The following is a 25,028-nucleotide window of genomic DNA, read 5'->3' as shown; positions in this document are numbered from 1 at the left end:
CGCTAGATCCGCAGCCCGAGCATGCCTGCACTGATCAAGGTGGCGACTGTTATAGCGCCAGCGATCAGGCCCCAGGTGACCCGTGCAAGCCTTGCCTCCGCCATGCCGTGGGCGCGCAGTACAATGCGCAGCCCGCAGGCCAGATGGACCAAGAGGGCCAGCACCGCAAGACTGTAGTGCGGCACCAGGCGAATGTCCCAGCCATCCATCAGCAATCCCCTGGGGACCGAGGTGGCCCAGGCATAATCTGTCTCGATGCCGAAATGGCGGGCCAGGGTGAACACCGAATTCATATGGGTCAGGATGTACACCGTCAAGTAGAGGCCTGATGCGCGTTGCAGGGAATCGAGCAGCCCGCGCCCTGGGCGCCCGGCAGTGCGCAGCAGCACGAGGCCACTCAGCACTTGGAACAGAAAGCCGGCGACGATAACCGGCTCCACCAGGTCGTGGCGATACGCTGAACGAAGTACAAGCATCACTTCCCTGTGCAGCCCCTCGCCCAGGATGCCCAGGGAATGGTTGAAGAGATGGGGGCCAAGGAACAGGCAGAGAAGCGCGAGCGCGACGATGCCGTGTGCTGTGCGCAGCCGCATGTGCCGCTTGGGCGCCGTCATTCCTGCCCGGTCATCGCGTCTGGCGTAGGCCAGCAGAACAGCGAGGCAGGTCGCGGCTGCGCACAGACCCAGCCAGACGACCTGGTCGGATATTGTGATCTTCGCAAGGTAGAGCACTACGCCCACCAAGGTATAGGCGGGAGGGACGACCACCGCCCAGCTCGCGATCCGGGCAAGGCCTTCGTTGCTCCCTTCGTCCGACTGCCGGAGAAAGTACGCGACTCCCAAGCCGGACAGCGGCGCCAGGAATGCAAGCAGCAGCCAGGCGCTGCCGATCGCCAGATCGCCGCCGACGAACGCCGCATGCGCCGCGCTAAGGAGGGATGGATAGATCAGCATGGCACCGAGCGGGAGCAACATGGCGCGTATCGCGACATTTTGCGCCGCATACGCGATGGCGGATTTGAACAATAAAGCCACGACAAGCCTCCTGTAGAAAACGTAGGCATAATTGCGCAGCTCAAATTTCCTGAACAGCTGGCGGAAGGGAAACGCCGCGGTGACAGGAAGTTGACGGTTTCGAGGACGAGTTTGATGAATAATCTTTCTGCCATCGTGGCCTTCGTCAAGGTCGCAACTGTGTTGAATTTCGCCACGGCGGCGCGCGAACTTGGCTTGTCACGGGCAGCTGTCAGCAAGAGCATACAAAGGCTCGAGACCTCGCTCGACGTACGCCTGTTTCATCGTGACACCCGCAGTGTCAGTCTGACCGACGAAGGCCGGGTGTATCTGGACAAGATCCGCCCGCTGATGGAAGGGATCAATGCGGCGGCTGACGAACTGGACAAGTACCGCACTGGGCCTTACGGAACGGTCAAAGTGAGCGCCACCGTCGGATTCGGACGGCATGTCATACTTCCCGTGATTTCAGACTTCCTCCATGCCTATCCCGACATCAAGATCGACCTGATCCTGGAAGACAGGCATGCGGACCTGGTCTCCGAACAAATCGATATCGCCATCCGTAACGGCGCGTTGGGCGATCAGGACATCATCTCCAGGAAGCTGGCGAACATGCAGATCCTGGTGTGCGGATCTCCAGCCTATTTCGCGCGCCGTGGCGTGCCGACCTCGCCGGACGATCTTGCCGGACATGATTGCATCGGATTTCGATCCACTACCACGGGTCGCCTGTTCGCCTGGGAATTCGAGAAAGCGGGCGAGATGCTCATTCGCCCGATCGAGAGCCGCGTCACCGTGAACGACGTGGCATCGGCAGTTGAACTGGCCATCGCAGGGCAAGGCCTGGTGCAGGTAGGGGCCTACCAGCTGAAGGAACACATCCGGGCCGGCCGCTTGCGACCCGTGCTTGCCGACTATCTTGCATCGCACCGGGGACACCACGCATGCTACGCAAGCCGTCGGCAATTGCCCGTGCGAGTGAGGACTTTGCTGGATTTCTTGCGCGCCAAGGTGAGCGACGCAGATACCTGCATGGACCGCGAGGAGCTAGCCCATTTTCGCGCCCTGCCTTAGAACGGTGACGGAATATATGGCTTCTTGAACATGACCGCCATGATTGAGACATACAGGGCAAGGAAGGCGACGCGCCCCAGAAGTGCGCGCTTGTCGCGCGATAGCGCGGCCACTCCGTCGCCAGCCCCTATGGCGCCCTCAAGCGCCAGCATCCAAGGCCTGACCCAGGTACGCGCCACCATGGCCCACAACCCGATGAGGGCGAGCGACAATAGCAGCCAAGGGGTTAGCAGCGGCCATGGCCCGGTAATGACCAATGCCAAGCCGGCAAGCAAGCCGACGCCGGCAAGCATGTGGCTGGTCCGATTCGCGACCAGGACTACCCTGGCCAGGGCACTGCGGTCCGTGCGCACGCCTGCGATCAAGACTTCGGCGGCAAGCAGGGCGGCAAGCGAGGCGAACAGAAGCGATGCATGTATCCGCACTAAGGTTGTGTAATCCATGTGAGCTCCTTTCATCAGCAGGGCTAAATGGTTGCGAACATGGTACGGCGCTGAGCTTTTACCTGACTACTCGCATTCCACCGCCTGCACCAGATGACCAGACCATCGACGACGGCGCAGTGACCCTGCAACTCACGCGGCCAGACGCTGAGACGTAGAGTCAGAGCCTTTGAACAAGCACAGCCATGCTTCGGCCGAGGTAGCTACACGGCGCTATAACTGATGCGCCAGCGACTGCCGCCAGCATGACGGCCCGGGCAAGGAGGTACGACATGTCTATTTGGCCGTGACACTGTCATGTCAAAAAGGCGCATAACAGTTATTATGTCAAATCGTGCAGATTCAAGTCAGCCATCGCCCCCATGTACAACCCACCCCGAATTACCGAGACTTGAAGCCTGATTCGTGCGATAAGCCCGGACATGGACAAGTCCCATCTGCCACCACACCCGTTGCTTGACGCGACACTGCGCGCCGTTCCACGCCGCTATCGCCTGCCGGAACTCGACGACGCTCGCACGCCGGCCGCGGATCCCAATCCAGCAAGCACGCTCGCACTCGTGATCGAACAAGCTCGCGCCGCGCTCGCGCGCGGCGAGACGCCGGATGCCGCCTTGAAAGACCGCTTCACCGGCGCGCTCGCGCGCATGGTGCTCGACGCGATGCGCGCGGATGGTGGCGATCCGGTGTTCCAGGCGATGGTCCTGCGGCATCGGGCGGCGCCGGTGCGGGAATACGCGTCGCTGTCCGCACGTGCGGACCAGGACCGCCGCGCCATCCACGCCGCCGTCAACGCGGTCGCGCATCCCGGCAAGCAGCAACGCCTCGGCCCCGGCCCGCAGCGCGAGGCGCTTGCCCGGTTGCACACATATGCGGGCGCTGCAGCCTGGGACGATCTGCAAGAGGCCGTTCAGCGGCTGCTGGAGACGCCCCTGACGCCTGCGTCGGTGAGCGAAACACCGACAGCGCGCGCCCTGGCCCAGCTGCTGGAACACCCGGCCCTGACACGTCTGCGGCGTCTGGATGCGCTGGCATCGGACCCGCTAGTCGCGCAATACCGGGCCCTGTGGGACCGCTACGGTCCGCGCTCGGGCAGCGCTTCCGCCGTTGCGCAGGGACTGTCGTCACGGCAGCGTGGCGATGCCGCGGAGGCGCTGGCCGCGCAGGCGCTCGAGGCGTTGGCGCAGCGGCTTAACGCCGCGGCGGGTGCATCGGCACCCTACCGTGTGGTGACGTCGATGCGCGTACCGGCGGCGATCCCGGCCACACATAAGCACGCCAAAACCGAATGGGATGTCGTGCTGCTCAGGCAATCTGCCGCGGCAGGCGACGCGGTTGTCGGCACTGAAGCATGGGACGTGTGCCTGCTGGTCGAGGTCAAGGCTTCCGTCGATGCTGCGACCACGGATTTTCCGCGGCTGCTGCGCGGCTTGCGACTGCTTGCGCATGCGGACAAGGACGTCGTTTATCCGTTTGCGACCCGGCAAGGCACGATGCCGCTGCGTGGCGCCGCGCTGTGCGCCCTGCCCTCGGCAGCCGCGGCACTGTCCCGCACGGTGCTCTATTGCTGCGACGCCCCTGCCGAGCCGACACCACGCCTGCTCAGTGCCGCGAGCCGCATGCAATTGCTGTCGGCAACGCCGACGCTCGATTTCGCCGCCGCGCTGACGGCGACACCGCCTGCGGACGCGCGCGCGCTCGAGCCGGTCTGGCATGCCATGCTGGAAGTGCCCGGCTGGCGTGCCGTGCTGAACCAGTACGCGACGCTGCGGCAGGTCCGTGAACTGATGGTGCATACGGACGACTTGCTGGCCGCGGTCTAGGCACGGCTTGGCCAGGCCCGACGCGCCGGCATGACCGCCCTACGATCCACTACCGGGACGCGGCGCCAACAGGTCTTCGAAGAAGAACGCCGCCAACTGATGGCGCCCGTTCACCTTGGCCTTGGCATAAAGATTGGCGGCGTGCTGCCGCACGGTCTTCGCCCCGGTCTCGCGCACGCCGGCGATTTCCTCCAGAGACAAGCCCTTCACCAGCAATAACGCGACATCCCTTTCGGCCGGAGTCAGACCCCAGCGCTCGAACTGCTCCTGCATCGACTGCAGAAAGTCGCGCGTGGAGCGTTGTGCGGCCGCGTCGCGTTCGGCCGCGGCGCGCACTGCGGCATCGGCCGAATGCTTGAGCGTTTCGAACGCGTGCAAGGCGCGTCGTCGCTCGCCGATCACGATGCCGAGGATCGCCAGGAACGCAATCGTCGCCGCGGTTTCGGCATAGAAATGGAACGACGGCCCGCTGCTGACAAGCTGGTACAGGTCCCATGCCTGATAAAGCGGGAAGACGGCAAGCATGAGCAGGAACTTTGGGGGCATAGGCGTTCGGTCTCGGGCCAGCCATGACAAGCCGGCTGGGAAAAAACGAGCATCACGGCGGACGCGTAATGTAACTGATTCTCAATAACAGGCCAAGACCCGTAGCGCCAAAATCGCCTTCACAAGTGGCTCGGCTGGCACAAAGTGGCTACCGGACATATGTCCCGGGCGTGGATGATGTGCTGTGGATGGCACGCGGATACGGAACAAACGGCCCGGGTGGCCATGGCAAATGCCGCTTACCGGCATCCGTCGCGTTGAGCATGAGAATGAGTCGCATTAGCATGATTCGGCTGCTTCGTATCCCCGGCACTGCTCATTGCGCTCCCCCGCACATTCACCTGAGGCCCGACTCATGCAAGAGATTTTCGTACTCGCACACGTAGCGACCCCTGCCGTCAACGAAGGATTCCTGCCGGCAGCGCGCGCGCTCGGGCGCTCCGTCGTCTTATTGACGGATTGTGCCGATGCCCATCGCGCACACTTTGCCGGCACCGGCCTGTCCGCCTACCCGGACGACATCGTCCCGTGCGATGTCTTCAACCCGCTGGCGGTGATCGATGCCATCACGCGCCGCGGCGGCAAGCCCGCGGCCGTCTTTTCGAATAGCGACCACCTGCAGGCGGCCACGGCGATCGCCGCGGCCTACTTTGGCCTGCCGGGCAAGGACTGGCGCACCGCCTACGCCGCCAAGAACAAGGCCGAGATGCGGCGGCGCCTGCAAGAGTCGGGCATCGACACGCTGTGGCACGCGGTCGTTTGCGACAGCGCCGGCCTGGCCGCGCTGGCCGATGTGCCGATGCCGTGCATCGTCAAGCCGCGCGAAGGCGTGGCCAGCCAGCAGGTCAGCCTGGCGCGCAGCCACGCGGAGCTGGCCGAGCATTGCGGTGCGATCTGGGCGCGGCACCCGGGCCAGGTATTGCTGCTCGAAGAATACCTGGAGGGCCCGCTGTATACGCTGGAAACGCTGGGCGATGGCAAGGAACTGCGCGCGCTGGGCGGCTTCCGCGTGACGCTGTCGCCGCCGCCGTACTTCGTTGAGCTGGAAGCGGTATGGGGCACCGGCCTGCCGGCCTCGGTCGAAGCCGAGGTGCTCGACACCATCCGCCGCTTCGGCATCGGCTTCGGCGCCTGCCATACCGAATACGTGCTGACCGCGAAGGGCCCGCGGCTTATCGAGATCAACTACCGCAGCATCGGCGACTACCGCGAGTTCCTGCTGTGCGACACCCTGCAGTTCCCGCTGTTCGAGCAGGTCCTGCGCCTGCACCTGGGCGAGGCGCTGCCGGCGCTCGAGGTGCCGAAGCGGGCGGCGTGGATCCGCTATTTCACCGCGCAGGCGGAAGGCACGCTGCGGCACGCGCCCGCCCACAGCCAGCATGAAGGCGAAGGCGTTCGCCTGACCTACCAGCCGCTGCGCAAGGTCGGCGACGCGATCCAGCTGACCAACTCCAACAAGGATTACCTTGGCGTGCTGCGCGGCAGCGGCCCCGACAGCGCGGGTCTGGCCGCCGCGGTCGAACTGGCCAGCAGCAAGCTGGCCTGGGAGATCGCGCAATGAGCGCCCGCATTCCCAAGCAGCCGTCCCGGTCCGCCACTGCTGCCGACGCCGATGTCGACTACATCTGCGTGCGCGTCGTCGACACCTTGCTGCGCGAGGACGTGCGCGGCTGCGCCAGCCGCGGCGAGTTGTACGGCGCGGACGCGGTACCGGGGGCCGCGCATGGTTTCGATGCTGGCCAGCAGTGGCTGCGCGTCCCGCGTCTTGGCGCCGGCACGCTGTGGATCCCGGTCACTCCGACGCGCTATATGCAGGACTGGCGCCTGACCCGCCTGCCCGTGCTGCACGAAGCCGACGGCGCGTTCTCCGCGCTGCATCAGGTCGAGTCCATCCTGGCCGCGTTCGCCGGCGGCCTGCCCGAGGCAGATGCGCGCCTGTTCACCGCCTACGTCGACGAGTGCCGTGCCGCAGCCAGGCATCGGACCGTCTCGATGGCCGAGCGCGCACGCTGGTTCGCGCAGGCTGACCGCACTGCTGGCCATGCGCTGCGGGCCTGGAACCAGCGCATGCTGCACTACGATCGCGTCGCGGGTTTCCTCGACCACCCCTACTACCCCACCGCGCGCGCCAAGCTGGGCTTTGCCGCCGATGACCTGGCTCGCTACGCGCCCGAGTTCGGTCCGGCATTCGCGCTGAACTGGCTCGCGGTCCCGCGCCAGCACCACCATGCCAGCGGCGACGCGCTGCCACCAAACTGGCCGGATTTCGCCGAGGTCGGCCTGGATCCCGCGCTGGCCAGCTCGCATGCGCTGGTGCCGGTGCATCCCTTCGTCTGGCAGCATCACCTGGATGGCTTCCTTGCCGAAGCCGGGCTGGACGGCCAGGTCATCCGCGCACCGCGCGCCTGCCTGCGCGTGTCGCCCACCTTGTCGGTGCGCTCGCTGGTCGTGCTCGACGCCCCCGCATGGCATATCAAGCTGCCGCTGACGATCCGCACGCTGGGCGCCAAGAATATCCGCACCATCAAGCCCAGCACCATCGGCGACGGCCATCGCATCCAGACCCTGCTTGGCGACATTGTCCGGCAGGAACCCGGCCTGCACGGGCAGGTGCTGCTGACCGACGAAGCCAACGGCGCCCATGTCGACCAGCGGCCGTTCCTGGGCTATATCCTGCGCCGCTACCCAGAGCCGCAACTGGTGGACAAGACGGTGGTCCCGGTGGCGGGCCTGCTGGCGGAAACCGCCAGTGGCCAGTGCGTGGCCGAGGAACTCGCCGGCCGCTATCACGGCGGCGATCTCGATGCCTGGCTCGATGCCTACCTGGCGCTGACGCTGCAGCTGCACCTGACGCTGTGGCTGCGTTATGGCGTGGCGCTTGAGTCGAACCAGCAGAACTCGATGCTGGTCTACGGCGACGACGGCCTGCGCCTGATGCTCAAGGACAACGATGCTGCGCGCATCGACCGCGCCATGCTCGCGCGCCGCTGGCCGGCATTGGCGGCCCGCCTCGACGGGCTGGAAGACCAGCGCATCGGCGTCGACGCGGCGCTGCCGCTGGCGCAGATGTTCGTCACCATCACGCTGCAGCTGAACATCGCGGCGCTGGTGGAAGGCCTGGCGCAGCGCCGCGGCACCGACCCCGCCGCCGGCTACGCGCGCGTACGGCGTCACGTCGAGGCCGTGCTTGCCGACCTGGCCGCCGCGGGCGAAGACACCGCCTGCGCGCGCCAGGTGCTGCTCGACGACGACCGGCTGCACCTGAAGTACCTGCTGACCGCCGCGTCGCTGGCGGAAAAGGCCCAGACCGGCGCGACCGACGTCAACAAGTTCTACGGCAAGCGGGCCCCCAATTTCCTCAGGGTGGCCGCATGAGCGCCGGCACGCGGCGGGTGGTCGCGGTGGTGATGCTGTGCCATTTCATCGCCGCCTTTGCGGCGCTGGGCATGCCGCCATTCTTCGCCCTGATCCTGCAGCGCTCGCTGCACAACGACGTGCCGTGGCTCGCCGGCGCGTTCTACGTGGTGCCAACGCTGCTGGCGGCGATCTCGGCGCCATGGTGGGGCCGGCTCGCGGACCGCTTCGGCAAGAAGCCATTGCTGATGCGGGCGCAGCTGGGTCTGGCGGCAAGCTTCCTGCTCGCCAGCTACGCGACCAGCTCGTTTGCGTTCCTGGCGGCGCTGGTGCTGCAAGGCGTGCTGGGCGGGACCTTCTCGGCCTCCAACGCCTACCTGGCCACGGTCGCCAGCGGCACCACGCTCACGCGCAGCCTGACGGCGATGCAGTGGTCGGCGCGCGCCGCGCTTGTGGCGGCGCCGGCCTGCCTGGGCCTGTGGATGGGCGCTGAATCGCCGATCGAACTGTACCGCTGGCTGGCGCTGCTGCCGCTGGCCGCCGCGGCGCTGATCGCCTGGCTGCCCGCGGGCGACGCCGCCGGGGCGGCGCAGCGGCCGGCGGCACGCTCCAGCGGCGCCAGCACGGCGGCGCCGGCGACGCCGCGGCAGATCTATGTGCTGCAGTTCGCGTTCGTGTTCGCCACCGTGGCGACCTTCCCCTACTTCATCCCGGACCTGCAGCAGCGCATGCCCGCCCTGTCGACGGCCACCGCGGGACTGCTGTTCGGCCTGCCGCACCTGGTGTACCTGGCGGCGGCACCGTTGCTGTCGCGGCGGCTCGGGCTGGCACCGTCGCTGACATTGCTTGCCTCGGCCTACGGCACGCTGGCGGTCGCGTTGCTGGCACAGGCCGCGCCGCTGGGGCTGCCCGCGCTGGTGGCCTGGCGGCTGCTGATGGGCATCGCCATGACGGTCGGCTTTATCGCGCTGCATGCGCTGGTCGCCAGCGTGGTGCACGCGGGCAACGCCGGCCGCACCTTCGGCTGGTTCGAAAGCAGTTCCAAATGGGGCGGCGTCGCCGCCGGGCTTGGCGCCGGCGCCGCGGTCGGCCTGGCCGGCCAGCGCGCGCCCTACCTGCTTGGCGCGGCGTTGCTGCTGCCTGCCGTCGCCTACCTTCTTACCGCCCGCCAGCGGATGAGCCCGCTCTGATCCCTCCCGACGAACGAGGTCACAAGACAATGCAAACGCAATCCCAAATGGAACATACCGGCACGCGCCGCCCCATGGCTGAACTTGCCGCGGCGCGGCGCTGCCAGGAAACGCTGCTGAACTGCTACTGCCGCGAAGTCGCGGGCCCCGCCGGCCAGTTGCGCGTCGGCCCGCGCGCCGGGCACAACGACTGGCCCGCGACCATCGCCATGACCCTGCAGCGCGAAGCTGCCCAGGTGGCCCAGGTGCTGGAAGTGCAGCTGCCGCATATCCACGACCGCCTGCTGGCCGTGGTCGGCGGTGCCTGGCTGACCGGCAACTACCGCTATCTGTCGCCGGTTTTCCACAAGGCCGAGAACAAGCCGTGGGCGCTGCTCGACTGGGAAGCGCTGGCCGCGCTGCTGTTGCGCGAGATGGCGCAACAGCATGAGCTGCCGCCCAACACCGAGCTGATGGAGCAGATCCGCAACAGCGTCGCGGTCAGCACCGAAGTGCTGTCGATGCCGGTACCCGCGACCATCCCCGCCGATCCGGTCGAGGCCTATATCGACTCCGAGCAATCGCTGACCTTCGGCCACCCCTTCCATCCCACACCAAAAAGCCGCCAGGGCTTCTCCGACGAAGACCTGCTGCGCTACTCGCCGGAGTTGCGCACGCGCTTTGCGCTGGCGTGGTTCGCGGTGCCGCGCGACGACATCGCACAGCAGTCGCTGCTCGACGCCAGCTGCGACCAGCTGATCGCGGCGAATGCCCCGACCGTAGCCGCCGATCGCGTCGCGGTGCCGGTCCATCCGTGGCAGGCGGGCGACCTGCGTGGGCATCCGCTGGTGCGCGATGCGCTGGCAAGCGGACGCCTGCAAGACCTGGGCACGCAGGGCGCGGACTTCTTCCCGACCTCTTCGATCCGGACGCTGTACCAGCCCGGCAATCCGTACTTCTACAAGCTGTCGCTGAACATCCGCATCACCAACTGCGTGCGCAAGAACGCATGGTATGAGCTGGAAAGTGCCACGCACGTCAACCGCGTGCTGCGCCCGCTGCTGCCGGAGCTGGCGCGCAAGTTTCCGAGCCTGGCGCTGATGGAAGAGCCGGCGTTCCTGTCGGTCGACCTCCGCCACGCCGACATCGAGCAGAACCGCCAGGTCATCGAAGGCTTCGGCCTGATCCTGCGCCAGAGCGTGGATACGCTGCGCGCGCCCGACTGCGTGCCGCTGCTGGCCGGCTCACTGTTCGGCAACCACTATTACGGCGATGCGCGCATGCAGCGGCTGCTCGCGGCGCTCGCCGCGCAGGAAAGGACCACGGTGGATGCCATGACCGAGCGCTGGTTCTCCGCCTATGTGGAGCAGTTGGTTTACCCGGTGTTCCACCTCTTCTTCGCGCACGGCGTCATCTTCGAGCCGCACTTGCAGAACGTGGTGCTGGGCCTGCGCCAGGACATGCCGGCGCAGCTGTTCCTGCGCGACTTCGAAGGGGTCAAGCTGACGCCTTCGCGCCATCCCGCATCGTCCATGGCGGGCATCAGCGAGCGCGCCCGGGCGTCGCTATGGTATGACGAGGAGCAGGGCTGGAACCGCGTCGCCTACTGCCTGTTCGTCAACAACCTGTGCGAAGTGATCGCGCAGCTCGGTGCCGGCCGGCAGGTCCTTACCGCGCGGCTGTGGTCGGTGGTGCGCCAGCACCTGCACAGCTACCAGCATCGCCACGGCAATGCGGCGTCGGCGCGGCGCATCAACGGCCTGCTGGCCGGCAGCCCGTTCCCGGCCAAGACCAATTTCAGCAACCGCTTCTTCCAGCGCGCCGACCGCGCCTCGACCTACGTGCCCGTCGCCAATCCGATTCCCTTCGCCGGCATGGAGGCAGCATGGCAATGACCGCCCCCGTACTGCGCTGGTCGCACGTCGCCGACCACCTGCACCAGGCGCTCGCCGACGCAGGCGCCCCGCTCAGCGCCTACGTCTACGACCTGGAGGCGCTGCGGGCGCACGCCGCCACCATCGCGGGCAGCCTGCCGCCGGGCTTCGAGCTGTTCTACGCCATCAAGGCCAACTCCGACCTGCCGATCCTGCAGACGCTGGCACCACTGGCGCATGGCTTCGAGATTTCGTCGGGCGGCGAACTGGCCTGGGTGCGCGAGCACTTTGTCGAGGTGCCGCTGATCTTCAGCGGTCCCGGCAAGACCGATGCGGAACTGGCCGGGGCGCTGGACCTCGGGGTCGAGGCGCTGCATGTGGAAAGCCAGCATGAGCTGGAACGGCTGGCCTGGCTAGCGCGCGAGCGCGGCGTCACGGCGCCGGTCCTGCTGCGCGTCAACCTGGCGGTCGAAGGGTTGCAGGCCACCACGCTGATGATGGGCGGCAAGCCCACGCCGTTCGGCATCGCCGGCGACCAGCTGCCCGCATGCCTGGCATGGCTGCGCGCGCACCCGGAAATCCGGCTGCGCGGCTTCCATTTCCATTTGATGTCGCACCAGCTCGACGCCGACGCCCACCTGCGCCTGCTCGATGCCTACCTGCGGCAGGTCGGGCGCTGGCGCGCGCAATACGGGCTCGGCACGCTGGACCAGGTCAACGTCGGCGGCGGCATCGGCGTCAACTACCGCGAGCCCCAACGGCAGTTCGACTGGGCCCGCTTTGCCGAAGGCCTGACGGCGCTGTCGGCACGGCGCGACGGACTGACCGTGCGCTTCGAATGCGGGCGTTATATCACCGCGTTCTGCGGCTACTACGCCATGGAGGTGATCGACGTCAAGCACGCCTTCGACCGCGCCTTCGCTGTGGCCAGCGGCGGCACGCACCACTTCCGCACGCCCTATGCACAGGGGCACAGCCACCCGTTCCGGGTACTGCCGGTGGCGTCCTGGCGCTATCCGTTCGCCCGCCCCGGCGTGCGCGAGGCGCGCGTCAGCGTGGTCGGGCAGCTCTGCACGCCCAAGGACATCCTCGCGCACGACGCGTACGTCGACAGCGTGCGCGCCGGCGACCTGGTGGTGTTCCCGTATGCCGGCGCCTATGCCTGGCATATCTCGCACCATGACTTCTTGCGCCACCCGCACCCGCGCCACTGCTACCTGCCGGTGGAGGTTGCCGATGCTGCAGCCTAACCGTCTCAAGGCCGCGCTCGCGGACGGGCGCGATGTGTTCGGGCTGATCAACTCGCTGCCGTTGCCGCTGGTGACAGAGATGATCGGCTACGCCGGCTTCGACTTCGTGATCCTGGACCTCGAGCATGTCGGCGTGAACCCGCAGACGCTCGAGAACATGATCCGCGCCGCGGAATGCGCCGGCACCACGGCACTGGTGCGGGTGCCGTGGGCAGCGCCGGACATCATCCTGCGCGTGCTGGATGCCGGCGCGCAGGGCATCGTGGTGCCGCACGTATGCAGCCGCGCCACCGCCGAACTGGCAGTCCAAAGCGCGCGCTACCACCCGCTCGGCAAGCGCGGCATCGCCGGGGGCCGGACCACCGGCTTCGGTACCCTGACATTGCCCGAGTACATGGAACGCGCCAATCGCGAGCTGATGGTGGTGGCGATGATCGAGGACCGCGCCGGCGTCGACGCGATCGAAGAGATCGTGGCCGTGCCGGGCATCGACATGGTGCTGGAGGGCGCGATCGACCTGTCGCAAAGCCTGGGCGTTCCCGCCGACGCGCAGCATCCCACCGTGCAGGCTGCGATCCGCCGCATAGCGCAGGCCTGCCAGGCCGGGGGCGTGCCGTTCTGCGCCATTCCGCGCGCGGCCGGACAATGCGAGCAGTGGCGCGAACAAGGCGTGCACGCCTTCCTGCTGGGGGACGACCGCGCCACCGCCTTCGGCGCGATGAAGCAGCTGCTGGCAGGCTACCGGCGAGAAGGCTCGGGCTGAAGCATAGGCAACCGACACTCTGGCATCATGCAAGCTGGCACAACGCGACAGGAGCCTGCATGAACGATCCGCACGCCGCCGCGCCCGGCACCTCCGGCCCGGCCCCCGCGCGCCCGCGTACCACGCTCAAGCCCCAGGTGGTCGTGCCGGCATTGCTGGCGGTGGGCCTGCTGCTGGTATTCTGCGCCGCGTTTCCGCGCGAGGCCGATGCCATGTTTTCCGAAGCACAGGCCTGGGTGACGAGCCATTTCGACTGGTTCTACACCATCACCGTCACCATCTTCCTGCTGTTTCTGGTTTTGGTCGCGGGCAGCCGTTTCGGCGATATCCGGCTGGGGCCGGACGATGCGCGGCCCGAGTTCAGTTTTGTCTCGTGGACCGCCATGTTGTTTGCCGCGGGCATGGGCATCGGGCTGATGTACTTCGGCGTGGGCGAGCCCATGCAGCACTACCTGAAGCCGCCCACCGCCACCGGCGGCACGCCCCAGGCCGCGCGCGAGGCCATGCTGATGACGTTCTTCCACTGGGGCTTTCATGCCTGGGCGGTGTATGGCGTGATGGGGCTGGTGCTGGCGTACTTCGGCTTTCGCTATAACCTGCCGCTGACCATGCGCTCGGGGCTGTATCCGGTGCTGCATCAGCGCATCAACGGCATTGCCGGCCATGCCGTCGATGCCTTCGCGCTGGTCGGCACCATCGCGGGCATTGCCACCACGCTGGGATACGGCGTGCTGCAGCTGGGCGCGGGGCTGCAGCAGGTGGTCGGCTGGGATACCGGCGGCGCGGGTTTCCGTGTCGGGCTGGTGGCTGCGGTGGTGGCGCTGGCCGGCATCTCCGCGGCAACGGGACTCGACAAGGGCGTGCGCCGCCTGTCCGAGCTGAACCTGACGCTCGCCTTCATCCTGCTGGCCTTCATCATTGTCGAGGGGCCGACCGTGACGCTGTTGCGTGCGCTCAGCGACAACATCGGCAACTACCTGTCCGGCGTGGTGGGCCTGTCGCTGCGGACCTATGCCTATGCCCCCACGCGCGATGCCGGCTGGTTCGGCGACTGGACCATCCTGTACTGGGCCTGGTGGATCTCATGGTCGCCGTTCGTCGGCATGTTTATCGCGCGCATTTCGCGCGGGCGCACCATCCGCCAGTTCGTGATCGGCGTGCTGCTGGTGCCGACCGCGTTCAACCTGGTGTGGATGACGGCCTTCGGCAATACCGCGATCTGGCTCGACATGCATGCCGCCGCGGGCGCGCTGGGCCAGGCGGCCGGCAATGTCGACGCGCTGCTGTTCCGCTTCTTCGGCTATTTCCCGTTCAGCACGGTGCTGTCGTGGCTGGCGATCGTGCTGATCGCGGTGTTCTTCGTGACCTCGGCGGATTCGGGCGCGTTCGTCATCGACACCATTGCCTCGCAGGGCGCGAGCGGCTCGCCGGTGTGGCAGCGGCTGTTCTGGGCCGCGGTGCTGGGCGCGACCGCTGCCATCCTGATGGTCGCCGGCGGCCTCAAGGCCTTGCAGGCGATGACCCTGGTGGCGGCGCTGCCGGTGGCGCTGGTGATGTTGGCGCTGTGCTACGGGCTATGGCAGGGGCTGCAGGCGGATCTGGCGCATTCATCGCAGGAGCTGGCGCCGGCCACCAGCTTCTGGAGCGGCCAGCACTGGCGCCGCCGGCTGGCGCAGATTGTCCACCAGCCCAGCGAGGCCGATGTGCGGCAGTTCATCGAAGGCTCGGTGGTGCCGGCGATGCGCGACGTGTCGGCCGAGTTGGAGCGGCGCGGCGTCGCCAGCACCGTGCTGCTGCACGCGGACGGTACGGAGCCGGGAGACCAGGGGGAACCGGGCGGCCCCGGCGCGCGCCTGACTATCCCCGTGGCGGACATGCGCGACTTCGTCTACGGCGTGCATTGCCGGCGCCAGCCGCTGCCCTCGTTCCTGGTGCGGGATGCGGCCGAGCCCGAGGCGCGGCGCCAGCACGCCTATGCCCCGGTGACGTTCTTCGAGGATGGCCGCGAAGGCTACGACATCCAGTATCTGCGGCAGGAAGAGATCATCGCCGACATCCTGCGCCACTATGAGCGCTATCTGTCGCTGGCCGCCGACCGGCGCACGCAGTTGCTGCGGCGTGCGCCCGGGCATGCGTCGCTGACTGGTGAAGGGGAATGACCGGGCGGCACCCCGTGTGGCGGCATCGGCACGCCGCAATTGCCGCAGTGCCCGGTATTCCCCGACCTGTTCTTCCAGTGCTGCGCGTAATTTCTGCACCGCTCCCGCCTGGCGGGCTCTGACAGGGGCCCGCGCCGCGCCACGCGTCTGGAACGGGATTTGCACCGGTTCGCCCGCCTTTCAAATAAGGAGGTGCTATGTCAACCATCGAAGAGTCGATCGACGTGCGGGTGCCGGTGCAGGTCGCGTATCAGCAATGGTGCCGTTTCGAGGAATTCCCACGGTTCATGGAGGGTGTCGAAGAAGTCAGGCAGCTCGATGACCGCCGTCTGCACTGGCGCGCCGAGGTCGGCGGCAAGCAGAAGGAGTGGGATGCCGAGATAACGCAGAATGTCGCCGACCAGTGCATCGCGTGGCGCAGCGTCGCCGGCGCGGAGAACTCGGGTCAGGTGAATTTTTCTCCGCTGGATGCGGGCTTGACCCGGGTCTCTGTACGCATGAACTACGAAACCGAGGGCGTGGTCGAGGCGGTCGGCGATGCCGCCGGCGTGCTCAAGCGCAAGGTCGAGGGCGACCTGAAGCGCTTCAAGGAGTTCATCGAGGCACGGGCTTGACGGCTTCAGCCTGATCAACGCGGTCGCGGTCGCGGCCTGGCCGGGCAGGCCGCGACACCATCCCGGATTCCGCCCGGTTCCTCCCGAAACGTCCGCCTTGCCCATCGGGCCACCGGCCGCCGCTGTGTCCCGTCCCGCCTAAATATTCCCGTTCCGCCTTCGTCCAACAGGGTGATGCGCCAGATGGCGCCACACACTTTGCACTGAACGGGAGCCCGCCATGAGTTTCGACCGCGACGACGCCACTTTCCTGGTCCTCGTCAACCACGAAGAACAGTATTCGATCTGGCCGGACTACAAGGCCGTGCCCGGCGGCTGGCGCGCGGCGGGGTTCAGCGGCAAGCGGCAGGACTGCCTGGACTATATCGAGCGCACCTGGGTGGACATGCGTCCGCTCAGCCTGCGCCGCTTCATGGAGGCGCAAGCGCAGACGGGCGCCTGACCATGGCGCCCTTGCAGCTCTACTGCCTGCCTTACGCTGGGGCCAGCGCCACGGCGTACCTGCGCTGGCGGCGCCTGTTGCCCGCGCACGTCGGCCTGGTGCCGCTGGAACCGCCGGGCCGCGGGGCGCGGCTCGACGAGCCGTTATTGCGCGATTTCGAGGCGCTCGCCGATGAAATGGCCGACGTGCTGTGCCGGCAGCTCGAGCGTCGCGCCGGGCCGTACGTACTGTTCGGCCACAGCATGGGCGGGCTGCTGGCCTGGCGCCTCTGCCACCTGCTGCGCGAGCGCGGCCACGCGCTGCCCCAGCGGCTGGTGGTGTCCGGCTGCGCCGCGCCGACCCGCCGCGATCCGCGCCGGCTGGCGGCACTGCGCGGCGACGCCGCGCTGAGCGCCGACCTGCGCAAGCACGGCGGCACGCCCGAGGCGGTGTTTGCCGATGCCGAGCTGCTGCGCCTGACGCTCGATGTGCTCGACGCCGACTATCGCGTATGCGAGAGCTTCCGCTGCGGCGAGGTGCCTCCCCTGCCCTTGCCCGTCCACGTCTTTGCCGGCCTTGACGATCCGATTGCACCGGCCGACCTGCACGCCTGGGCCATCGAGACCCGCGCCGGGCACACCCTCGACTGGTTCGCCGGCGGCCACTTCTTCCTGCACGACAGCCAGGCCGAGGTCGTCGGCCGGCTCGTTGCCTGCCTGGACGCAGCGCCAGCATCGGCCTCGCTGTTGCCTGCCTGACCCGTCCGCACGACCCAACGCCAACCGTCTTCCCGAAGAGCCGATCCAAGCATGCAGCCCGATCCAAATCAACCGGCCACGCTGGTGGCCCATCTCAGCCTGTTGGCCGCTCAGCGCGGCGCCGACACGGCGCTGGTCATCGTCGACGCCGCCGGCGAAACCCGCTACAGCTACGCCGCGCTGGACCAGCGCGTGCGATCGCTGGCAGCACACCTTTCCGCGCAGGCCGGGCCAGGCGCGCGCGCGCTGCTGCTGATGGACAGCGGCATCGACTACGTCACGGCGTTCTTCGCCTGCCTGTACGCCGGACTGGTCGCGGTACCGGCATTCGAGCCCGGCGCGGTGCGCTCCGCGCAGGTGGCACGTCTGCGCGCGATTGCCGTCGACGCCGAACCGGCACTGCTGCTGACTACCAGCGCGCAGGCGCGCGACCACGCCGAGGCGCTGGCCGAGATTGCGCCCGGCGCGGCGGTGGTGGCTGCCGATGCCACGCTGCCCGCCGCGGCGGAACCCTGGCAGCCCTACCCCGCCCGTGCCGAAACGCTGGCCTTCCTGCAGTACACCTCGGGCTCGACGGCCTCGCCGAAGGGCGTCATGGTCAGCCATGGCAACGTCATGGCGAACGAGGTGGCGATTGCCGAAGGCATGCGCGTGGCGCCCGGCGACGTGATGGTCAGCTGGCTGCCGCTGTATCACGACATGGGCCTGATCGGCGGGCTGCTGCAGCCCATCTACAGCGGCATCCCGGTGGTGCTGATGTCGCCCCAGTTCTTCCTGGAGCGTCCGGTGCGCTGGCTGCAGGCAATCAGCCAGCATCGCGGCACGCTGTCCGGCGGCCCGGACTTTGCCTTCCGGCTGTGCGTCGAGCGCGTGCGCGACAGCCATCTGGCCGGGCTCGACCTGTCGAGCTGGGCGGTGGCGTACTCCGGCGCCGAGCCGGTGCGGGCCGACACCCTGCGCGCCTTTGTCGAGCGCTTTGCCGCGGCCGGTTTTCGCCGGCAGGCGCTGTATCCGTGCTACGGGCTCGCCGAGGCCACGCTGTTCGCCACGGGCTGCGAGCGGGGCGCGGGCATGGTCAGCACGCGCTTCGATGCGGCAGCGCTGGCGCGCGGCACGGCGGAACCGGCGCAGGATGGCATGGAACTGGTCGGATGCGGTTTCCCGCGCGCGGGCCATGCCATCCGCATCGCCGGCGCCGACCGGCAGGCGCTGCCCGACGGACAGATCGGCGAGATCGAGATCGCCGGGCCCAGCCTGTGCGGCGGCTACTGGCGCAATGCCGAAGCCAGTGCCGCGGCCTACGGCGACGATGCCGGCTCCGGCGCAGAGCGCTGGCTGCGCACCGGCGACCTCGGCCTGTGCCATGGCGGCCAGCTCTATATCGCCGGGCGCCGCAAGGACCTGATCATCGTGCGCGGCCAGAACCTCTATCCGCAGGACATCGAGCGCGCGGTCGAAGAACAGGTGCCCGCCGCACGTCGTGGCCGCGTGGCGGCGTTCGCGGTCGAAGGCCCCAACGGCGAGGGCATCGGCATCGCCGTGGAAATCTCGCGTCCGGAGCAGAAGCGCGCGGGCCACGCGGCCCTGGTGCAGGCGCTGGCGCAGGCGGTCGGCAATGCCTGCGGCGAACCGCTGGCGGTGGCGCTGCTGCTCAACCCCGGCGGCCTGCCCAAGACCACCAGCGGCAAGCTGCAGCGCAGCGCGTGCCGCGCGGGCTGGCTGGACGACAGCCTGGACGCGTGCGCGGTCTGGGCACACGGCAGCTTTACGCGCGGCGGCACCCAGTCCGAGGATGCGACGTCCACCTCGGTCGATGCCCCGCGCGGCACCACTGAACTCGCGCTGGCCGGGCTGTGGCCGCAATTGCTGGGCACCGCGCCGGCCGGCCGTGATGCGCACTTCTTTGCCAGCGGCGGCAACTCGCTGACCGCGGCGCAGCTGGTGGCGCGGCTGCGCGAGCAATTTGGGGCGGCGGTGCCGATGCGCCTGCTGTTCGAGCATCCCACGCTGCAAGCCTGCGCCGCGGCCCTCGACCAGCTGCAGGGCGCTACCGCCGAAGCACCGCTTGCTCCCGTGCCACGCCTTCCGCAAATGCCGCTGGCGCCGGCGCAGCAGCGGCTCTGGCTGACCGACCGCATTGCCGCCGAAGCCGATCGCTGGACCTACAACATGGCCGGCGGGCTGCGCCTGACTGGCGCGCTGGACGCGGCAGCGCTGCATGCCGCCCTCAACGCACTGGTCGCGCGCCATGAAATCCTGCGTACCAGCTACCCCGCCGATGCCCAGGGCACGCCGTATGCGCGGATCGAGGCCGAACTGGCGCTCGACCTGCCTGTCAGCGACCTGTCCGCGCTGAGCGCGGCGCAACGCGACGCCGCGCTACAGGAACTGGCCGAGAGCCAGGCGCGCGAACCCTTCGACCTGGCCCGGGCACCGCTGCTGCGCGCGCGCCTGGTGCGTATCGCCGACGACGACCACGCGCTGCTGCTGACGCTGCACCATATCGTCGGCGATGGCTGGTCCGTCGCCATCCTGCTCGATACGCTCGCCGCCGCCTACAACGCGGCGCGCGCCGGCGTCGCGCCCGACTGGCAGCCGCTGCCGATCCAGTATGCCGACTACGCGGCGCACCAGCGCGCCGCCGACACCGGCCCGCAGCAGCAAGCCGATGCCGACTACTGGCGCGCCGCGCTGCGGGACGCGCCGAAGCTGCCGACGCTGCCCACGCCCAACCGTCGCCCGCCGGTGGCATCGAGCGACGGTGCCGCGTGCCACACCACCGTGCCCGCCGCGCTGCTGGCGCAGGCCGACGCGCTGGCGCAGGCCCATGGCGCGTCGCGCTACATGGTGCTGCTGGCCGCCTTCCACGCCCTGCTGCACCGGATCAGCGGCGCCGAAGACCAGCTCGTCGGCATCGACGTCGCCGGCCGGCCGCGGCGCGAGCTGGAGCAACTGATCGGCTTCTTCGTCAACGTGCTGCCGCTGCGTGCGCAATGCCACGGCGGGCTGCGCTTTGCCGAGCTGCTGGCGCAGGTGCGCACGCGCACGCTGGCCGCGTTCGACCACCAGTCCTTGCCGTTCGAGCGCATCGTCGAAGCCGCCGGCGTGCCGCGCGAGCGCGCCTGGCATCCGCTGGTGCAGGTGCTGTTCGTACTGCAGAACACGCCCGCCCAGGCGCGCGGCTTCGACGGCCTGCACGCGGCGCGCCTGCCCACGCCGGTGCATGCGGCCAAGTTCGACCTGGCCGTGTTTCTGGAACCGTGCAACGACGGCCTGCGCGCCGAATGGGTCTATGCCACCGCGCTGTTCCCGCGCGCCGCGATGCAACGCCTCGCCGATGCCTACGGTGCCGTGCTGGCGCAGGCGCTGGCCGCCCCCGACTCTCCACTGGCCGGCTTGCAGGTCCCGGCCGGCCTTTGCGAACCCGCTCCGGAACCGCCCGCCATGACCGCCACCACCGCGCCCCACCCCAGCAAGCTCGACAAACTCGGCAAGCTCGCCAGCCTGCCCCGGCGCGCAGCCGAGGCAAGCCCTGCCGCGCCCGCCGCACCGCTGGTGCGGACCTCGTTCCTCGCGCCGGGCCAGACCTTCCCGATCGTGATGGAACCCGCCTCGCCCGATCTCGATCCGGTCGCATGGGCGCTGGCGCACCGCGAGCAGATCGAGGCCACGCTGTGCCGCCACGGCGGCATCCTGCTGCGCGGCTTCGGCCTGTGCACGCCGCAGGAATTCGAGCAGTTCGCCGAATCGATCGAGCCCGGCCTGTACGGCGCCTACGGCGACCTGCCGAAGAAGGAAGGCGGGCGCAACACCTACCGCTCCACGCCGTACCCCGAGCGCGAGATGATCCTGTTCCACAACGAAAGCGCGCACCTGCCGCGCTGGCCGCGCAAGCAGTGGTTCTTCTGCGAGCTGCCGTCGCCGGTGGGGGGCGCCACGCCCATCGTCGATTGCCGCGAGATGTACCGCCGGTTGCCGCGCGAACTGGCCGAGCGCTTCGAGCGCAAGGGCCTGCGCTATGTGCGCACCTTCAACGACAAGCTCGACGTCAGCTGGCGCGACTTCTTCAAGACCGATTCGCGCGACGAGGTCGAGGCGCGGCTGCGCGCCTCCGGCACCGACTTTGCGTGGCTGGACGCCGACACGCTGCAGACGCGCGAACACTGCCCGGCCGTGATCGCGCACCCGGTCACCGGCGAGCGCAGCTTCTTCAACCAGGTCCAGCTGCACCACACCGCCTGCCTGGACCCGGAGGTGCGGCGCGACCTGCTGGACATCGTCGGCCCGCAGCGGATGCCGCGCCAGGTCAGCTTCGGCGACGGCAGCCCCATCGGCGACGACGTCATGGCCCTGATCGGCGATCTGTATGAAGCTTGCGCGGTGCGCTTTGCCTGGCGCCAGGGCGACGTGGTGATGCTGGACAACATGCTGGCCGCCCATGCACGCGACCCCTACCAGGGACCGCGCAAGATCGTGGTGGCGATGGGCGATATGTTCGAGCGCAAGGACCTGCCGCCGCTGGCGGCCCGCGCCGACGCGCAGGACGCCGCCGTGGCGGCCGACACCGCGGTGGAGGGCTGAGCCGATGGACGCCATCACCCAGGATTTTGCGCGCCACGCCCGCGCGCTCGGGCGCGAACAGCGCGCGCTGTCGGCACACGCGGCCATGCCGGTCACGCTGTCGGCAACCATCGGGGGGCCGCTGGACGCGCAGCGCCTGCAGCGGGCGCTGTGCCGGGTCGCCGCACGCCATCCGGCCACCGGGCTGGTGTTCGGCCGTGTCGAAGGCCTGCGCGGCCTGCGCCAGCACTTTGCCGGGGCCTTGCCGGCGTGGTCGGCGGCGGGCCCGGACCAAGGCACGCCCGAAACAGCCCTGCGGGCCGCACTGCAGGTGCTCGACGACAATCGCGCGCAGCTGACGCTGACCGCGCATCCGCTGGCGGCCGATGGCCCCAGCCTGGTCACCCTGCTGCGCGAACTGGCCCAGGCCTACGCCAACGACACTGCCCCGGCCAGCGAAGCGCCGCTGCCCTATGCGGACTACCTCGACTGGACCGACGGGCTGGCGCAAGAGAACACCGAAGCCGGCGCGGGCTACTGGCAAGCCGTGCGCGAACGGCTTGCCGGCCTCGATGCGCCGAGGCTGCCGTGGCAACGCGCCGGCAACGCAAACGCAGCGCTGTCGGCGCAATGTGTGGAGCTGCCCGCGGCGGAGGCCGCTGCAGTGGCCGCCTGGGCCGCCGCGCTGGGCCAGCCGCTGGCGCATGCGTTGCAGGCAGCGTGGTGGCTGCTGCTGGCACGCCTCGATCCCGCCGCCGCGTTCGGCGCCGGCTGGGTGCACGACTGCCGCGATGACTTCGACGTGCTGGCCGGCGCGGTGGGCCGTTATGAAGCGCTGCTGCCGGTCGCGGTGCAGCCGGACATGGCCGCGCCGTTTGCCGACTGGCTTGCCGCGTTCGGCGCACAGTTGCAGCAGCACCTCGACTGGCGCGAGCATTGCCCGGCGGAGGCCAGCGCGGACGCAGCCGCGCGGGTCGGCTTTTACTGCAGCGGCCCTGCCAGCATGCAGTGGTGGCGTGGCGAGCTGCATTGGCGTGCCGACGCTCCGCGGGCGCTGCTGCCGGGCCTGGCGCTGGCCTTGCAGGTCCACGTGGAAGACGGCACGCCACGCCAGCTGGTCTTGCACCATGCCGACGGCATCCACGGCGCCAATGCGATGGCATGCCTGCTTGACCAGTACCGCACGCTGCTGCAAACGCTGCGCGCAACGCCCGCCACCGCCGTCGGCGCAGTGCCGCTCGCGACCGCCGCCGAGCGCGCGCGCGCCGATGCCATGCATGCGCCGGCGCTGCATGTCGGCGCACAGATGCTGCCGCAGCGGCTGGCCCACTGGGCCAGCGAGCGCCCGCATGCGCCGGCGTTGTCGGCCCCTGGCCTGCAGCTTAGCTACGCCGGCCTCGCCCGCGCCGTGGACGCAGTGGCGCGGCAGTTGCCGGCACTGGGTTTGCGCCCGGGCAAGCCGGTCGGCCTGCTGTTGCCGCGCTCGGGCGAACTGGTGGTGGCATTGCTGGCGGTGATGCGTGCCGGTGCGCCGTACCTGCCGCTCGATCCGGCGTGGCCGCCGCAGCGGCGCGCGCAGATCCTGGCCGACGCCGGTGCCACGCTGGTGCTGACCGATTTGGCTCGTGCGCCTTCCGCCGGGCCGCTGCCGCATGCCGATATCGCAGCACTGCTTGCGGCGGACAACCACGCCGGCAGCAACCAAGCCCTGCCCGTGCCGGACGCCGCGCAGCTCGCCTACGTGCTCTACACCTCCGGCTCGACCGGCACGCCCAAGGGCGTCGCCATTACCCACGGCCAGTTGCTGAACTACGCGGCGGCGTCCGGGCAGGCGCTGCGCCTCGACCGCTGCCAGCGTTTCGGACTGACCTCCACCGTCGCCGCCGACCTGGGCAACACCACCCTGTTCGGCGCGCTGTGGCATGGCGCCTGCCTGTGCGTCGCTGAGGAGGCCGACATGCAGCACGCCGCCGCCTTCGTCGCCTTCCTGGCGCGCGAGCATGTCGATTGCCTGAAGATCGTGCCCTCGCACCTGGATGCCTTGCTCGACGACGACACCGCGCCGCTGCCGCTGCCGCCGCATGCCACCATCGTGCTGGGTGGCGAGGCCGCCTCCGCGGCGCTGCTGCAGCGGCTGCACGTGCGCATGCCGCAGGCCCGCCTGTGCAACCACTACGGGCCGACCGAGACCACCGTGGGCATCCTGGTCCACGATGCCGGCCGCGCGGCGGACGCGGTGGACGCACCGCTGCCGCTGACGCAGGTGCTGGCCAACTGCGAGGCCCATGTGCGCACCGCCACGGGCCAGCTGGCCGCCGTGGGCGAAACCGGCGAGCTCTATCTCGGCGGCGCGCAGCTGTGCGCAGGCTATCTGGGCGGCGCCGCGGCCGGGACGGCTTTCGTTGCGCACCCGGAACGCCCGGGCCAGCACCTGTACCGCAGCGGCGACCTGGCCCGCTACCTGCCGCGCGGCGGCATCGAGCTGATCGGGCGTGCGGATCACCAAATCAAGGTGCGCGGCTTCCGTATCGAATGCGGCGAGGTCGAACAGGCGCTGGCGGCGCTGCCCGGTGTACGGCAGGCGGTCGTGATGCTGGCCGCTCCGGCCGGCGGCGTGCCCCAGCTCGCCACGTGGATCGTCCCCGACGGCGCCACGGCCACGGACGCCGCCGCCCTGCGCAATGCGTTGCGCCCCGCGCTGGCCGAGCGCCTGCCCGAAGCGATGATCCCCGCGCTGTGGTTCGCCGTGCCGGCGCTGCCCCGGCTGCCGAACGGCAAGGTAGACCGCCGCGCGCTGGCGCAAGCTGCTGCCGCGGGCCCGGCGCCCTCCGGCCCCGCCGGCACCGCGCGCGAACCGGCAAGCGAACTGGAAGCGCTGCTGCTGGACCAGCTGCGCGACCTGCTCGGCGCGCCCGGCCTGGCGGTGCACGATGACCTGTTCGAAGCCGGCGGCCATTCGCTGCTGGTGATCAAGCTGGTGGCGCGCATCCGCAAGCTGCTCAAGCTGGAGATCGCCCCGGCCGTGGTCTTCGACGCGCCGGACGCGGCCGCGCTGGCGCGGGCGCTGCGCAACGCCAGCCCCGACCCCGACGGCCTGGAAACACTGGCCGGCCTGCAGCGCCAGCTGGCGGCAATGTCGCCCGAGGCGCGCGCGGCGCTGCGTGCCTCCGCCACGGCCAACGCCACCGCATAACGTCTTTTCCC

General features: G+C 69.1%; 17 protein-coding genes. 14 read left to right on the top strand and 3 right to left on the bottom strand.

The window, feature by feature from the left end:
• Window positions 1–2: 2 nt before the first annotated feature.
• Window positions 3–1,034, bottom strand: coding sequence for a hypothetical protein (locus A2G96_RS26145; RefSeq protein WP_062803099.1), 1,032 nt, complete (start codon window positions 1,032–1,034; stop codon window positions 3–5).
• Window positions 1,035–1,148: 114 nt separating this feature from the next.
• On the opposite strand from A2G96_RS26145, the gene A2G96_RS26140 reads away from it, so the two are divergent.
• The gene (locus A2G96_RS26140) at window positions 1,149–2,090 is read left to right on the top strand and encodes a LysR family transcriptional regulator (RefSeq protein WP_062803098.1); all 942 of its coding nucleotides are present in this window, start codon (window positions 1,149–1,151) and stop codon (window positions 2,088–2,090) included.
• On the opposite strand, the gene A2G96_RS26135 is transcribed toward A2G96_RS26140, so the two are convergent.
• Entirely contained in the window at window positions 2,087–2,533 is a 447-nt protein-coding gene (locus tag A2G96_RS26135; RefSeq protein WP_062803097.1) for a hypothetical protein, read from the bottom strand. The genes A2G96_RS26140 and A2G96_RS26135 overlap by 4 nt on opposite strands.
• Window positions 2,534–2,955: 422 nt before the next feature.
• Between A2G96_RS26135 and A2G96_RS26130 the strand changes: the two genes are divergently transcribed.
• Window positions 2,956–4,356 carry a hypothetical protein gene (locus tag A2G96_RS26130; RefSeq protein WP_062803096.1) on the top strand — a complete coding sequence of 467 codons (1,401 nt, stop codon included), beginning with the start codon at window positions 2,956–2,958 and terminating at the stop codon, window positions 4,354–4,356.
• A 39-nt stretch (window positions 4,357–4,395) separates the two neighbouring features.
• Here the strand turns inward: A2G96_RS26130 and A2G96_RS26125 are convergent, their stop codons facing one another.
• The gene (locus tag A2G96_RS26125; RefSeq protein ID WP_062803095.1) at window positions 4,396–4,902 is read right to left on the bottom strand and encodes a helix-turn-helix transcriptional regulator; all 507 of its coding nucleotides are present in this window, start codon (window positions 4,900–4,902) and stop codon (window positions 4,396–4,398) included.
• 355 nt (window positions 4,903–5,257) lie between these two features.
• Between A2G96_RS26125 and A2G96_RS26120 the strand changes: the two genes are divergently transcribed.
• The 12 genes from A2G96_RS26120 to A2G96_RS26065 all read left to right on the top strand — a co-directional run bounded on the left by A2G96_RS26120 (window position 5,258) and on the right by A2G96_RS26065 (window position 25,017).
• Window positions 5,258–6,463, top strand: a complete 1,206-nt coding sequence (locus A2G96_RS26120) for an ATP-grasp domain-containing protein (protein WP_062803094.1) — start codon at window positions 5,258–5,260, stop codon at window positions 6,461–6,463.
• Window positions 6,460–8,277, top strand: coding sequence for an IucA/IucC family protein (locus A2G96_RS26115; protein WP_062803093.1), 1,818 nt, complete (start codon window positions 6,460–6,462; stop codon window positions 8,275–8,277). The genes A2G96_RS26120 and A2G96_RS26115 overlap by 4 nt, the downstream gene beginning before the upstream one ends.
• The gene (locus A2G96_RS26110) at window positions 8,274–9,446 is read left to right on the top strand and encodes an MFS transporter (RefSeq protein WP_062803092.1); all 1,173 of its coding nucleotides are present in this window, start codon (window positions 8,274–8,276) and stop codon (window positions 9,444–9,446) included. The genes A2G96_RS26115 and A2G96_RS26110 overlap by 4 nt, the downstream gene beginning before the upstream one ends.
• Before the next feature lie 74 nt (window positions 9,447–9,520).
• Window positions 9,521–11,320, top strand: a complete 1,800-nt coding sequence (locus A2G96_RS26105) for an IucA/IucC family protein (protein WP_231909750.1) — start codon at window positions 9,521–9,523, stop codon at window positions 11,318–11,320.
• The gene (locus A2G96_RS26100; protein ID WP_062803090.1) at window positions 11,317–12,549 is read left to right on the top strand and encodes a type III PLP-dependent enzyme; all 1,233 of its coding nucleotides are present in this window, start codon (window positions 11,317–11,319) and stop codon (window positions 12,547–12,549) included. Before A2G96_RS26105 ends, A2G96_RS26100 begins: the two co-directional genes overlap by 4 nt.
• A complete protein-coding gene (locus A2G96_RS26095) occupies window positions 12,536–13,312 on the top strand; it encodes an HpcH/HpaI aldolase family protein (RefSeq protein WP_062803089.1) in 777 nt (258 codons plus the stop codon). The genes A2G96_RS26100 and A2G96_RS26095 overlap by 14 nt, the downstream gene beginning before the upstream one ends.
• A gap of 59 nt (window positions 13,313–13,371) precedes the next feature.
• Window positions 13,372–15,471, top strand: a complete 2,100-nt coding sequence (locus A2G96_RS26090) for a BCCT family transporter (protein WP_062803088.1) — start codon at window positions 13,372–13,374, stop codon at window positions 15,469–15,471.
• 197 nt (window positions 15,472–15,668) lie between these two features.
• The gene (locus tag A2G96_RS26085; RefSeq protein WP_062803087.1) at window positions 15,669–16,085 is read left to right on the top strand and encodes an SRPBCC family protein; all 417 of its coding nucleotides are present in this window, start codon (window positions 15,669–15,671) and stop codon (window positions 16,083–16,085) included.
• A gap of 220 nt (window positions 16,086–16,305) precedes the next feature.
• Window positions 16,306–16,527, top strand: a complete 222-nt coding sequence (locus tag A2G96_RS26080) for an MbtH family protein (RefSeq protein WP_062803086.1) — start codon at window positions 16,306–16,308, stop codon at window positions 16,525–16,527.
• Between the two features lie 2 nt (window positions 16,528–16,529).
• Complete coding sequence (locus A2G96_RS26075) at window positions 16,530–17,264, top strand: thioesterase II family protein (protein ID WP_062803085.1); 735 nt, start codon at window positions 16,530–16,532, stop codon at window positions 17,262–17,264.
• A gap of 51 nt (window positions 17,265–17,315) precedes the next feature.
• Window positions 17,316–21,845 (top strand): condensation domain-containing protein, encoded by a 4,530-nt coding sequence (locus tag A2G96_RS26070; RefSeq protein WP_062803084.1) that lies wholly within the window; start codon window positions 17,316–17,318, stop codon window positions 21,843–21,845.
• A 4-nt stretch (window positions 21,846–21,849) separates the two neighbouring features.
• Entirely contained in the window at window positions 21,850–25,017 is a 3,168-nt protein-coding gene (locus A2G96_RS26065) for a non-ribosomal peptide synthetase (protein ID WP_062803083.1), read from the top strand.
• Window positions 25,018–25,028: the final 11 nt, after the last annotated feature.

Source organism: Cupriavidus nantongensis (assembly GCF_001598055.1).
GTDB classification, from domain to species: Bacteria; Pseudomonadota; Gammaproteobacteria; order Burkholderiales; family Burkholderiaceae; genus Cupriavidus; species Cupriavidus nantongensis.
Note: the sequence above shows the minus strand (reverse complement) of the source record. Positions and strands in the feature narration are given on the sequence as shown.